The sequence below is a fragment of the Bradyrhizobium sp. genome (genome assembly GCF_035273305.1).
In the GTDB taxonomy this organism is placed as follows: Bacteria; Pseudomonadota; Alphaproteobacteria; order Rhizobiales; family Xanthobacteraceae; genus Bradyrhizobium.
Genome location: NZ_DATEPI010000292.1, coordinates 1 through 12,461, shown reverse-complemented (window position 1 = coordinate 12,461; position 12,461 = coordinate 1). Strand labels below are relative to the sequence as shown.

Genomic DNA, 12,461 nt, shown 5'->3' with positions numbered 1-12,461 from the left:
GTCAACTATCCGGACCTCGTCGCGCGCTTGTTCGCGCATGTCTGCCGCACCGGTCTTTTTGCAACCGGCGTGCTTGATCGATATGTCGAAAAACTGGAGCTGCTCCGCCAAGCCTATAATTCCGGGTCCACGGGCCTGGTCTCCAGCCACAACGATTCCATCCCAAGCAACATCCTGTTCGATGGCGCGCGTCTGTGGCTCATCGATTGGGAATCGGCCTATTGCAATGATCCCCTCGTCGACGTTGCGATCGCGCTCGACAATCTGGCGCGGTCGCGGGAGCTGGAGGACGTTCTGATCAACGCCTGGCTTTGCCGCTCGCCGGATGAGGACCTTCGCGCTCGGCTTGAGGTGGTTCGGGCGCTCACCCGGCTTTACTATGCGGGCGTTCTGCTGAGTGCTTCTGCGGCTGCCTCTTGGCTGAGCGGTGACGTCGATCTGTCTGCTCCGACCGTTGCCGATTTCGACGAAGCGATCCGCACGGGTCAGCTCAAACCAGGCGCGCCGAAAACCAAGCACATCCTCGGGAAGATGTTTTTGGCCTCTTTTTTCTCTGGCGTTTTGCCCCCGGGATTCCACGCGGCCGTTTGATCGGTTGGTGAGGGCGGGCCGGTTGCATGACAGCGTTGACGGGCAGTTCGCTTGACCTTGGGTGGTTTCGCCAGCGTTATGCTCGCAAGACTCACATCTTCCGGTCAGCTTTGGCTCTTCCAGCAATCGACTCACCCATATGGCAAAATCCAGTGCGAGCTTTCGCATGGGGAATGTGGTCGGTCACCTCGACAATTCTGACGACGGTTTTGTTTGCGACCTACCTCGGTATCGGCGCGCTCGCGCATGACACTCATCTCAGCCTCGGATGGGCGCTGGCGAGCACGGTTTTTGTTTGGGCGGGACCTGCGCAAATCATCCTGATTTCGACGCTCGGCTCCGGCGCCACGGTCGTGCAAGCGGCAATCGCGGTCACGCTCAGCGCGATCCGGTTGTTTCCGATGGTGGTATCGGTTTTGCCCGTGGTGCGCTCGCCCGGGACCAAGCGCCGCCAACTAATTTTGGTGACCCACTTTATCGCCGTTACCTTATGGGTGGAATGCGTTCGGTTGCTGCCGCATGTGCCTCGGGGGCGACGGATCGCGTTCACGCAGGGGCTCGGTTTCGGCCTGCTCTCGGTTTGCCTTGTCGCGACGGCGCTCGGTTACGGGCTAGCCGCCAATCTTCTGGAACTGTTCGGCGCGGCGATCCTGCTGCTGACGCCGCTGGCCTTCCTGCTCTCTACCGCGCGCAATTGCCGGCAGCTCGCGGACGTGTTGGCACTGGCCCTGGGGCTGGCGCTATTTCCACTCGTCTCGTTGTTGCATACCGGCGTTGATATCCTGATCAGTGCTGTGTCCGCCGGCAGCATCGCCTACGCCGTTCAGCGCTGGCGGCCGCGCAATGAGTGAATTTATCGGGGACTGGCATTCACTGCTGGTCCTGCTGCTCGCGGGTTTTCTGCCCAATGAGCTATGGCGCATGATCGGCCTCTGGCTCGGCGGTGGGGTCGACGAAGGCTCGGAACTTTTGGTCTGGGTGAGAGCGGTCGCGACCGCAATCCTCGCCGGCGTCATTGCCCAAATTCTGCTGGAGCCACCGGGCGCGCTGGCCAGCGTGCCCGGCTGGCTGCGCTACCTGGCGGTGGCTACGGGCTTTGCCGCCTTCGTGGTGACGCGGCGCTCGATATTGGTGGGCGTGCTCTGCGGTGAGCTCTTGATGTTGGCTGGTAAATGGTGGATCGGCTGATACTGTCCGGCAATCTCAGGCGCGCGCCGGGTTCATCGATCCGATGACCGAGCACGTAGCCGGACACGCGGAAGTCCAGAATCTCACTCGGGACGAAGACGATGTTGCGAAATAACGAACTGCGCGCAGGTGAGTTAGCCATCGACACGCCGCCGGCACGCGATGCCGGGCTGATCTTTATCGGCCGGATCCGTACTCCGTGGAAGTCGCGCGAAGACACCCCGCGCCAGGGTCGTCACGATGGCCCGGTTTGCCGGCTTGAGATTTTTGAGCCCTGGGTAGCGGCGTTGAAGGGCGTGGAGTTCCATCGCAATCTCGAAGTGATTTACTGGCTGCATCAATCACGCCGCGACCTGGTGCTGCAAAGCCCGAAGCACAATAACTTGACGCGCGGCACGTTTTCTCTTCGCTCGCCACAGCGGCCGAACCCAATCGGCACTTCGATCGTCACTCTGGTCGGGATTGAGGGAAATACGGTTTTGGTTCGCGGCCTAGATTGTCTCGATGAGACACCGCTGCTCGATCTCAAGCCAGACCGTTGCGAATTCACGCCGCTGGCGCAGCAAAACCCGAACGATCCGGAGTGATTGCGCGAATGAAGAGCGCTTCGAGCTAAGCGGAGGCCGGTTCGCATGAGGAAAACGCGTCAGACAAAGCTAGACGTCCTTCAGAGCCGCGATCAGCTTGGCCGCATTTTCTTCCAGCACCTTGCCGTCCTCCTTGCGGCTGGCCGGCGGCAACAGCGCGACGCCGTTCTGGCGCGGCATCACATGCATGTGGAGATGAAATACAACCTGTCCGCCGGCCGGTTCGTTGAATTGCTGCACGGTGATGCCATCGGCATCGAAGGCCGTCATCGCAGCGCGTGCGATTTTGTGCGCGGCGCGCGCGACGTGGGCAAAATCCTCGGGCGAGATATCCAGGATGTTGCGGGCTGGCGCCTTCGGAATGACTAGCGTATGTCCGGGAGACCGCGGCATGATGTCGAGAAAGGCCAGAACGTGATCGTTCTCATAGACCTTGTAGCTGGGGAATTCGCCGCGCAAGATTTTGGCGAACGGGTTATTGGTGTCATAGGCGGTCATTGCGTCTCCGGAAATCGTCTTCTATCAAGATGGTTCGGCAGTCTTGCGAAATGGCCCGGCTTCGGTGAGTTCGCGTCCTGCCTCGGCCACATAGGCGCGCTCGCGTTTCAAATATTCGGAAATCGCTCGGCGCAGATCGGGATCGGCAATGTAATGCGCCGAGTAGGTCGTTTGCGGCAGATACCCGCGCGCGATCTTGTGCTCACCTTGCGCGCCGGCCTCAACTGTCTTCAAGCCGCGCCGAATGGCGAACTCTATCGCTTGATAGTAGCAAACTTCGAAATGCAGGAACGGGTGATGCTCGATGGCGCCCCAGTTTCGCCCGAACAAGGTATCGGAGCCGATGAAATTGATGGCGCCCGCGATCCATCGGCCATTTCTCCGCGCCATGATCAGAAGCACATTATCAGCCATGCTCTCGCCGATCAGCGAAAAGAACGTACGCGTCAGGTAAGGCCGGCCCCACTTTCGCGAACCCGTCTCCATGTAAAACGCGAAAAACGCATCCCAGGCGTCCTCCGTGATGTCGCTGCCATTGAGCGTGTGTATCGTGATCCCGGAGGCGAGCGCCTCGCGCCTTTCACGCTTGATAGCCTTGCGATGGCGCGAATTGAGCGACGCGAGGAAATCTTCGAAATCGCGATAGCTTTGATTGCGCCAGTGAAACTGTTGGTCAGTGCGTTGCAGGAAGCCGCGGGCAGCGAGGAATTTCCATTCCGCCTCGCGGGCGAAGGTTACATGCGCGGAGGAGGCTTTTGTCATTTCGCAAAGCGCCACCACCCCGCTCGCGAGCGCAGTGCCGATTTCATCGCGGTCGAAATCGTTCCGGATCAAGAGACGAGGGCCGGTAGCAGGCGTAAAGGGAACTGACGACTGCAGCTTCGGATAATAACGTCCGCCGGCGCGCTCATATGCGTCGGCCCAGCCACGGTCGAACACGTATTCGCCCTGTGAATGCGATTTTAAATAGCAGGGCAAAATTCCCGCGATCTCGCCCTCGATCCGGGCGAGCAGATGCCGGGGTCCCCAACCAGTTCGCGCGCAAGCGGAGCCGGACGCTTCCAGTGCCGAGAAAAAAGCGTGTGATACGAACGGGTTGTAAGCAGTTTTTGAATGGGCGTTGAAGCTGGTCGCGGGCATCGGCGAAGCTCCAGCTGGATTGGCACATGCATCCCAATCGGCGGCTGGAATCTCGCTCACAGATGGCACCGCTTCGAGCGTTATTTCAGATGAATCCATCGCGTTTTTTGAACGGTCACAGGTTACGGTAAGCCATCGCACATGCTGGGGCGCATGATGGCACAGGGTGACCAATACAAACATCGTGCATTGCAATGGCGACTTCAAGAGCAAGGTGACACTTCACGCGGAAGCTCCTGTCTCTGAAACCTTTGGAGCCGTTTTTCCAAGAAGGGTCGCGATCAAATGACACAGACCTGCACGGGAACGACTTAGTTCGGTCACCCCTGGGGCAAGAAGCTTTCAAAGATCATCTGATCTGCATAGCGCGCAGCCCTGGCGCGTTGCTCGGCTGTACGTACGGTCCATCCCAAAAGCGGCAAGCCGAACAGGTTGCGCGCGATCCACGGCGCCGCTGCCGGCAAGTCGTCCACGCGGTAAGCTACGAAATTCGGCCTAGTGTGGAACGCGTGGCGAAGATGGGTCATGCCTCGGCGCTGGACGGGCGTTGCCTCTGGCCACTCGTCTTCCTCGTAGCGTCGTTCGGCGACGATTCCTCGCGCACGCGCCGGCATGATCTGGCGCAGCGCCAGCACCTGATCAGGGTCGAACGACATTCCCACCGCTGGCCCGGAATAGGAGGCGAGTATCTCGGCCATGCGCCTCACCAGCTTGCGGTCGCCGTTGAAATGGCTCTTCACCTCGATAACGAGCGGCACGCGGCCATTCACCAGCGAACAGAGATCACCAAGCGACATCATCTGCTCGGAGGTGTGCTTGAACTTCACCGCCTTCAGCGCCGCCGCGGTCATGCCCAGAAGCGCGCCACTGCCCAAAGTAAGACGGCCGAGCTTGTCATCGTGATGCACCATCGCCTCGCCGTCGGCGGTGAGCTGGATATCGCATTCGATGCTGAAGCCGCCGGAAATCGCCGCCTGCGCCGCAGCCGGCATGTTCTCGATAATGCCGCGGGCGCTGTCGTGCAGCCCGCGATGGGCCACGGGACGAGCTAGCAGCCAATCGGGTGCATGCACCGGCTCGGCTCCGTCAGGAAACTTCGAATATGCCCTCGACCTCAACTGAGGCATCGCCGGGAAGGGCGGCAACCCCGACGGTGGTGCGGGCGTGGCGCCCCTTGTCGCCGAACGCGGCAACCATGAGGTCGGAAGCGCCGTTCAGCACTTTCGGCCCCTCGAGAAAATCGGGGGCCGAATTGACGAAGCCGCCGAGACGGACGACGCGGACCACCTTGTCAAGATCGCCGAGCGCGGCCTTGATTTGAGCCAGCAGGTTAATAGCGCATCCACGTGCGGCGGCGTTGCCCTGTTCCACACTGACGCCGGCGCCCAGTTTGCCCTTGGCAATCAGCTTCCCCTGTGGATCGGTGCAAACCTGACCCGAGATGATGAGCAGGTTGCCGGTTCGCACGAAGCCGACGTAATTGGCCACGGGGCTTGCGGGCTCATGCAAGACGACGCCCTGTGCCGCAAGTTTCTGCTCGACCGTACCCGCCATGTTTTCGTTCCCTCTTTGATGTCGATCCCGCCCGAACGTCAGCCGCTCGGTGCCGCTTTGTTGCGCATCGCGACCTCACATGCAAGTGAGCGGCTAAGTGCAGTTTAATGTCGCCACCGCGGATTGGTACGATTTCGTGAACCAGCCGCAGTTGCGGCGCAATAGAAAGCGAATATGGTTCACCGATTCGCCAGCACGTTTAGCCGAGGAAGTCACATGGCCTGCCGATTCAGCCTTTCACTTGTCCAATCGTTACTGCTGACCGCTGCCACTGTTTCGCTCATAGGCTTCAGCCCGGCGAAGGCTGCTAACGCCGCGGGCGCCGCCTTTCTTCCGCATCAGGCGCTTTACGATCTCAGCCTTGTCAAGTCGCGCGGCTCGGCGGCGATCGACAATGCACGCGGGCGCATCCTTTATCGTTTTTCAGGCAGCGCCTGTGAGGGTTACGCGTCGGAATTCCGCCAGGTATCCGAGCTCAATAGCGGCGAGGGGAAAGTGACGCTGAGCGATCTACGCTCGTCTTCGTGGGAAGACGCCGAGGGCAAAAGCTATCGCTTCACAATCGACACCCGCATGAATGATATGGAAACCGGTCCAGTCGATGGGTTCGCCGAGAGGAGCGGTGATCACATCACGGTTAAACTCAAAAAGCCCGAACCCAAGACGTTTGAGCTGGACGGCTCGGTTGTATTTCCTACCGAGCAGATCCGGCGGATCATCGCCGCAGCAAAGGAGGGAAAGTCCGTACTTGAACTCACCGTGTATGATGGATCAGACAACGGCCAGAAGGTCTACAACACGCTTTCGGTGATCGGGCAGCCGATCCCCGCCGACCGCAGTACCGGTATACCCGATCCTTCAATTACCAATGATCAGATGAAATCGATGACCCGGTGGCCGGTGACGGTGAGCTATTATGACCGCGATGCCAAAGCCAAGGACGGCGAGCAAACACCAGCTTATTCGATGTCGTTCGAGTTGTTCGAAAACGGCGTCTCGCGCGCGCTGGTGCTCGACTACAATGATTTCGTGATTTCCGGCGCGCTCGGAAAATTTGACGTCAAGGATTCCAAGCCCTGCAGTAAGTAGGCCATCTGATCTGTCTCAGTCTGCGGCCTTCGGCGGTCCGTCATAGGCGATGCCCCGGATCACAGCCGTCTGGCCGAATTTCTTGCGGAGATCGTCGACCGCACGTTCGGCGTCAGCGGAACGGCGGTCCAACATGTCGTCGTCGGCTTGCGATCCCGGGCGCAACGCGCTGACGCCAGCGCCCATCAACCGGAACGCAGTGCCGTCGATCTCCTTTGCCAGCATTTCCCGCGTCACTGCGAAAATCTTCGTCGCCAGTTGCGTTGGCGCGTGAATCGATTGCGAGCGGGTCCGCTGGCGAAAATCCGCGCTCTTCAGCTTCAGCGTGACCGTCAGTCCGGCGAGATTGCTGCTTTTAAGCCGCGACGAAACCTTCTCCGAGAGTTCCCAGAGCATCTTTTCCAGTGTGCTGAAATCCCGGATATCGGTTTCGAAGGTGGTCTCGCTGGAAATCGTCTTGGCGCCGCGATCGGGCACCACTCGACGATCGTCGATCCCGCGCGCTAACCGCCAGAGCCTCCGCCCCTCCGTTGCGAACTGCTTCATCAATTCGATTTCATCGGCGCGTTGCAAATCGGCGATGGTGCGAAAGCCTCGTTGGATCAGCCGCTCCTGCGTCGCCGGCCCGACACCAAAAATAAAGCCGACGGGCTTGTCCGCCAGCATCGCGCGGGCCTCGTCCTGATCAAGCGCTGCAAAACCGCGCGGCTTGTCGAGATCGGAGGCAATCTTGGCCAGGAACTTGTTGCAGGACAGGCCGATGGATACCGAAATACCAATGTTGCGTTCGACCTCACGGGCGAAGCGGGCCAGCACCTTGGCCGGGATCATGCCATGCAAGAGTTGCGTTCCGCTGAGATCGAGGAAGGCTTCATCGATCGAAAGCGGCTCGACCAGCGGCGTCAACGCCTGCATGGCATGGCGGACCTCGCGGCCGACCCTGACGTATTTCGCCATATCAGGCCCGATCACGATTGCGGACGGGCAGAGCTCCAGCGCTTTGAACATGGGCATTGCCGAGCGAACGCCGAAGGTGCGTGAGATATAGCACGCCGCCGCAACCACGCCGCGCTTGCCGCCCCCGATGATCACGGGCTTGTCGGCGAGATCAGGATTGTCCCGCTTCTCGACCGTGGCGTAGAACGCGTCACAATCGATATGCGCCAACGTAAGCGAGGCGAGTGCTCGATGGCTGACCAGACGAGGGGATCCGCACTCGGCGCATCGCCTGCTCGCGAACTCCAGATCGCGAAGACAGTCGCGGCAAAAACATGTCGGACCCAGTGATGCTGGTGGGGCTGGTGCTCCCGGTTCAAGATTCGCACCCATTCCGACGCGCCACCTTTCGCCCAACCAGAACGGATCAACACGTTAACGCCAGACTGAGAGGAACTTCAATTCGCAGCGCCAGTGTTCACGGCACATCGCGTTCCCATTCGGGATCGTTCAGGGCCTGGTGAGCCGCGGCGATATTGGTTGGATGAAGCTGAGAGACATCCGCGAACGCCTTCACCGTCGCATCGTCGCGCATCACGAAATCGAGCACGCTTGAAAGAAAACGTGGGTCCGCGGCGGCGGTGCGCAGCGTCTCCGGGCCGATTCCCGTCTCCGCCAGAAAGAGACCCAAGCGTTCAGGGTCGCCAGCGACAAAAGAAAGCGCCTGAATGGCAACAATTTCAGCTACTTCCCGGGGATTTTGAACTGCCTTTTTCAACGCTGATATTTGCCTTTCCGTAACTTATGGTCTCTATTTTACGCATCATGCCCGAGTCTGCGGAACGTCTTCAAGCAAGTGAAACCACTTCGCCTAAAAATGACTGTCGGACTTAATGGGTTGGAGCGAGTCTGGCACTAGTTTGATTTCAATTTCGACACGCTTCGGCCCGCAGGATGAATCCAAGGCCGGGGCCTGCAGCTTGGGGATCGGAGGGACGGGATGGCAAAAACCGTCCTGATCGTGGAGGACAACGAGCTCAATATGAAGCTCTTTCGCGATCTGTTGGAGGCGCATGGCTATCAAACGTCAGGCACCTCCAATGGCTTCGAAGCGCTCGATCTCGTCCGCAAGCTTCGTCCCGATCTCATTCTAATGGACATCCAGCTGCCACAGGTGTCCGGCCTCGAAGTCACGCGATGGATCAAGGACGATCCGGAATTGCGCGCAATCCCGGTGGTCGCGGTGACAGCGTTTGCGATGAAGGGCGACGAGGAACGCATTCGCGAGGGTGGTTGCGAGGCATATCTGTCCAAGCCGATTTCAGTCGGCAAATTTATCGAAACTGTTCGACGCTTTATCGGGTAAGGGAAATTTGGATGTCCGCGCGTATTCTTGTCGTCGATGACGTCCCTGCCAATGTGAAGCTGTTGGAAGCACGCCTCTCGGCGGAGTATTTCGATGTATTGACGGCGTGCAACGGCAACGAGGCCCTCGAAATTTGCGCGCGCGCCGAATGCGACATCATCCTCCTCGATGTGATGATGCCTGACATCGACGGCTTCGAGGTCTGTCGCCGGTTGAAAGCCAATCCGGCGACGCATTTCATTCCGGTCGTGATCATCACGGCGCTGGATAGCCCTGCCGATCGCGTGCGCGGCCTTGAGGCCGGCGCTGACGACTTCCTCACCAAGCCGGTATCGGACGTGGTTCTGATTGCCCGGGTACGTTCGCTGACCCGGCTTAAGATGATGACCGACGAACTGCGCATGCGCGCGATCACGTCGCTTGAGATCGGCGTGCAGGCGCCGGAACGAAGCGCGGTGGCGGATACTGGCAAGGGCGGACGTATCCTTCTGGTCGATGATCGCCCTTCATCCTATGAGCGGCTGGCGCCGGTGCTGCGGACCGAGCACACCGTGGATCTGCAAGCCCAACCAGCGGAAGCCTTGTTTCAGGCGGCCGACGGCAACTACGATCTGCTTATCGTTTCGCTCGGCCTGCGCAATTTCGATGGGTTGCGGCTGTGCAGCCAGGCGCGCTCACTGGAGCGGACACGGCACGTGCCGATTTTGGCGATTGCTGACGCAGACAACAACCCACGACTGCTGCGCGGACTCGAAATTGGCGTCAATGATTACCTGTTGCGGCCGATCGACAAGAACGAGTTGCTGGCGAGAGCGCGGACCCAAATCCGAAAGCGTCGCTACACCGACGATCTGCGGGACAACGTACAAAACTCGATCGAGATGTCGATTACGGACGCGCTGACCGGTCTTCATAACCGCCGTTACATGGAGACCCATCTGGCGACACTGGCCGAACAGGCGTCGAGCCGCGGCAAGCCACTGGCCTTGATGATGCTCGATATCGATTTTTTCAAATCGATCAACGATAGTTACGGCCATGATGCGGGCGATGACGTGCTGCGCGAATTCGCCGTTCGGGTTCGCAAGTCGATCCGCGGCATCGATCTTGCCTGCCGTTATGGCGGCGAGGAATTTGTCATTGTGATGCCGGAGACCGACCTGCACGTTGCGGGCATGGTTGCGGAACGGCTGCGGCGCTCGATCGCGGGTGAGCCGTTTGCGGTGAGCAAGGGTGCGAAGCGTATCGAGGTCACGATCTCGATCGGGCTTTCAACGTTGGAAATAAAAGGCGAGCCTGTGGCCGACGTTGTGAAACGGGCCGATATCGCGCTGTATCGGGCCAAGCACGACGGCCGCAACCGGGTGGTCGCTCAGGCGGCTTAAAGCTCAGGCGGACGCCGGGTCCGCCGCGAAGACGACCGCTTTTTCGCTGGTTTCGATGTATCTCCTCGGTCTCGTCCGCCAGTTCCGACGCCCGCGTTACCTAGCAACACGCGGGCGGCTTCCTTGGCGGCGCGTGCCATCGACGGATCGTCGCGCACCAAATCCTGCGCGATCGATCCATCAACCAAGAGCGTGAGTTGGGTCGCCAATCCTTCCGGATCAGGGACATCGAGTTTCAGCAAGAGGTCGCGAAACCAGATCCGGCGGCTTTCCTTGAAGGCAATCGCGATCTTTTTGACCGACTTATCCTCAGATCCGAGTTCGGCGACGGCGTTGACAAACGGGCAGCCTCTGAAACCTTTGCTGGCAAACCCGCGCTCCAGCCGGTCGAACGTTCCGAGAATTTGCTCGATCGGGGGTTTGTCGGACGGCGGAGCTTTGTTGAAACGTCCCTGCAGGTAGGTGGCGATCAATTCATCCTTGGACGGAAAGTGATTGTAGAGCGTGCGCTTGCTGATTCCGACTTCCGCCGCAATGGTATCGACGCCGACGGCGCGAATGCCTCGCAGGTAAAACAGCCGATCGGCCGTTTCCAGGATCCGCTCCTTCATATTTTGTTTTTCAGGTCGCAATGTCATTACGGAGACCTTGGCCAGCTTGCGAGCAGTAGCTCCTCAAAAAGCGAGATGCAGATGCGCGTGTAAACATATCGGCGCTGCTGCCGTGGAGGCTTGACAACCTCATCTACCCGTAGCCTAATTACACAGATCGGTGTAATCAAGGCCGATGTGGTGCAGGTCGCGATTCAAACGAGACCGACGAAAGAAGAACAACCATGCCCCTGCTGCAGATTCTCCGTCCTACGCTTCCCATCCTGATTGGCGCTTCCATTATGCTGACGCTCAGCATGGGCCTGCGTCAATCGCTCGGGATTTTTCTGCAGCCTCTAACGCATGACATTCAAATATCGGTCTCCGATTTCACCTTGGCGCTGGCCTTACAGAATCTCGCTTGGGGCTTTCTGCAGCCGCTCGCCGGCGCCATGACGGTGAGGTACGGGTTTCGGCCGATCATGATGGTTGGGGCGCTGCTCTACATAGTGGGTCTTGTGCTGATGGCCAGTGCCCAAGGGCTTGTCAGCGTAATGATTGGCGGGGGAGTGCTGATCGGAACCTCGCTGGCTTGTACGGCAGCTGCGATCGCGATGTCAGTCGCGGCCCGCGCGGTCCCCGCGACGGTCCGAAGTACGGTATTAGGCATTGTCTCCGCCGCCGGATCTTTGGGCGCGTTGCTATCCGCACCGATTGGACAGCTGCTGAATGAAGGCTATGGCTGGCGGACCGGTCTGGTCGGCTTTGTTGTGCTGTCGCTAGCCATGCTTCCCGCGGCCTGGTTCGCGGGCAAGGTCGACAAGGTGCCGCTGCCGCCACGAGGTTCGGACGACATTGCCGATACCTCCGCCGGAGCCGCGGTCAAGGTAGCGTTCGGCAACGCATCCTTTGTCGTGATGACCTCGGCCTATTTCGTTTGCGGCATGCAACTCGTCTTTCTCACCACGCATCTGCCGTCCTATCTCGCAATCTGCGGCATGGATCCGATGCTGAGTGCCCAAACCCTCGGCATGATTGGCGGCTTCAACGTGCTCGGCAGTCTTTTCTTCGGCTGGGCCGGGGAGCGCTGGAATAAGCTGGCGCTGCTCGGCGGTATCTACGTCGCCAGATCGCTGATACTGGCATGGTACTTCATGCTGCCACCATCGCCGGCATCCACCCTGTTGTTCGGTGCCTTGATGGGCTTTCTGTGGATGGGTGTCGGGCCGCTGGTTGCAGGCGCTGTCGCAGAGATGTTCGGCCTTCAATGGCAGGCAATGATCCAGGGACTCGCTTTTATGAGTCACCAGATCGGCAGCTTCCTCGGCGCTTACGCTGGCGGGTTGCTATATGATTCGTTCGGCTCTTACACGACGGCCTGGCGGATCGGCGTCGCGCTCGGGCTGGCGGGAGGAATCGTCCAGATCGCCTTTGCGCTGATCCGGCCGACGCGGCCACCCCTGGTGGCTCCGGCGTAATTGCAACAAACGAATTGCCACAAACGAAAACGGGGCCGAAGGCCCCGTTGGATGCGTCA

The 12,461-nt window shown here is 59.6% G+C and carries 15 protein-coding genes; 8 read left to right on the top strand and 7 right to left on the bottom strand.

Annotation, left to right across the window (positions count from 1 at the left end; all coding sequences use genetic code 11):
- The 4 genes from VJV58_RS19180 to tsaA all read left to right on the top strand — a co-directional run.
- On the top strand, nt 1-591 hold a 591-nt coding region (locus VJV58_RS19180; protein ID WP_324138943.1), incomplete at its 5' end, for a phosphotransferase family protein.
- A 110-nt stretch (nt 592-701) separates the two neighbouring features.
- Complete coding sequence (locus tag VJV58_RS19175; protein WP_324138945.1) at nt 702-1,442, top strand: AzlC family ABC transporter permease; 741 nt, start codon at nt 702-704, stop codon at nt 1,440-1,442.
- On the top strand, nt 1,435-1,779 hold the full coding sequence (locus tag VJV58_RS19170; RefSeq protein WP_324138942.1) for an AzlD domain-containing protein: 345 nt from the start codon (nt 1,435-1,437) through the stop codon (nt 1,777-1,779). Before VJV58_RS19175 ends, VJV58_RS19170 begins: the two co-directional genes overlap by 8 nt.
- Nucleotides 1,780-1,880: 101 nt before the next feature.
- The gene (tsaA, locus tag VJV58_RS19165; RefSeq protein WP_324138941.1) at nt 1,881-2,366 is read left to right on the top strand and encodes a tRNA (N6-threonylcarbamoyladenosine(37)-N6)-methyltransferase TrmO; all 486 of its coding nucleotides are present in this window, start codon (nt 1,881-1,883) and stop codon (nt 2,364-2,366) included.
- Between the two features lie 69 nt (nt 2,367-2,435).
- On the opposite strand, the gene VJV58_RS19160 is transcribed toward tsaA, so the two are convergent.
- The 4 genes from VJV58_RS19160 to VJV58_RS19145 form a co-directional block, all read right to left on the bottom strand.
- Nucleotides 2,436-2,864, bottom strand: coding sequence for an HIT family protein (locus VJV58_RS19160; RefSeq protein WP_324138940.1), 429 nt, complete (start codon nt 2,862-2,864; stop codon nt 2,436-2,438).
- A gap of 24 nt (nt 2,865-2,888) precedes the next feature.
- Nucleotides 2,889-4,103, bottom strand: a complete 1,215-nt coding sequence (locus VJV58_RS19155) for a GNAT family N-acetyltransferase (protein WP_324138939.1) — start codon at nt 4,101-4,103, stop codon at nt 2,889-2,891.
- Nucleotides 4,104-4,324: 221 nt separating this feature from the next.
- Complete coding sequence (locus VJV58_RS19150) at nt 4,325-5,077, bottom strand: glycerophosphodiester phosphodiesterase (RefSeq protein ID WP_324138938.1); 753 nt, start codon at nt 5,075-5,077, stop codon at nt 4,325-4,327.
- A gap of 13 nt (nt 5,078-5,090) precedes the next feature.
- Complete coding sequence (locus VJV58_RS19145) at nt 5,091-5,558, bottom strand: RidA family protein (RefSeq protein ID WP_324138937.1); 468 nt, start codon at nt 5,556-5,558, stop codon at nt 5,091-5,093.
- 216 nt (nt 5,559-5,774) lie between these two features.
- On the opposite strand from VJV58_RS19145, the gene VJV58_RS19140 reads away from it, so the two are divergent.
- Nucleotides 5,775-6,647 (top strand): cell envelope integrity EipB family protein, encoded by an 873-nt coding sequence (locus VJV58_RS19140; RefSeq protein WP_324138936.1) that lies wholly within the window; start codon nt 5,775-5,777, stop codon nt 6,645-6,647.
- Nucleotides 6,648-6,662: 15 nt separating this feature from the next.
- Here VJV58_RS19140 and VJV58_RS19135 read toward each other — a convergent pair whose 3' ends face one another.
- Nucleotides 6,663-7,976, bottom strand: a complete 1,314-nt coding sequence (locus tag VJV58_RS19135) for a DNA polymerase IV (RefSeq protein ID WP_324138935.1) — start codon at nt 7,974-7,976, stop codon at nt 6,663-6,665.
- A gap of 85 nt (nt 7,977-8,061) precedes the next feature.
- On the bottom strand, nt 8,062-8,361 hold the full coding sequence (locus VJV58_RS19130) for a DUF3572 domain-containing protein (RefSeq protein ID WP_324138934.1): 300 nt from the start codon (nt 8,359-8,361) through the stop codon (nt 8,062-8,064).
- 222 nt (nt 8,362-8,583) lie between these two features.
- Here VJV58_RS19130 and VJV58_RS19125 point away from each other — a divergent pair, with 222 nt between their 5' ends.
- Together VJV58_RS19125 and VJV58_RS19120 are read left to right on the top strand one after the other, a co-directional pair.
- Nucleotides 8,584-8,949 (top strand): response regulator, encoded by a 366-nt coding sequence (locus VJV58_RS19125; RefSeq protein ID WP_027538546.1) that lies wholly within the window; start codon nt 8,584-8,586, stop codon nt 8,947-8,949.
- 11 nt (nt 8,950-8,960) lie between these two features.
- Nucleotides 8,961-10,334: a PleD family two-component system response regulator gene (locus tag VJV58_RS19120; RefSeq protein WP_324138933.1), complete on the top strand. Its 1,374-nt coding sequence runs from the start codon at nt 8,961-8,963 to the stop codon at nt 10,332-10,334.
- Here the strand turns inward: VJV58_RS19120 and VJV58_RS19115 are convergent.
- Nucleotides 10,331-10,972 (bottom strand): TetR/AcrR family transcriptional regulator, encoded by a 642-nt coding sequence (locus VJV58_RS19115; RefSeq protein WP_414641528.1) that lies wholly within the window; start codon nt 10,970-10,972, stop codon nt 10,331-10,333. The two genes, VJV58_RS19120 and VJV58_RS19115, sit on opposite strands and share 4 nt — an antisense overlap.
- Before the next feature lie 197 nt (nt 10,973-11,169).
- Here VJV58_RS19115 and VJV58_RS19110 point away from each other — a divergent pair, with 197 nt between their 5' ends.
- The gene (locus VJV58_RS19110; protein ID WP_324138932.1) at nt 11,170-12,402 is read left to right on the top strand and encodes an MFS transporter; all 1,233 of its coding nucleotides are present in this window, start codon (nt 11,170-11,172) and stop codon (nt 12,400-12,402) included.
- The last annotated feature ends 59 nt before the right edge of the window (nt 12,403-12,461 follow it).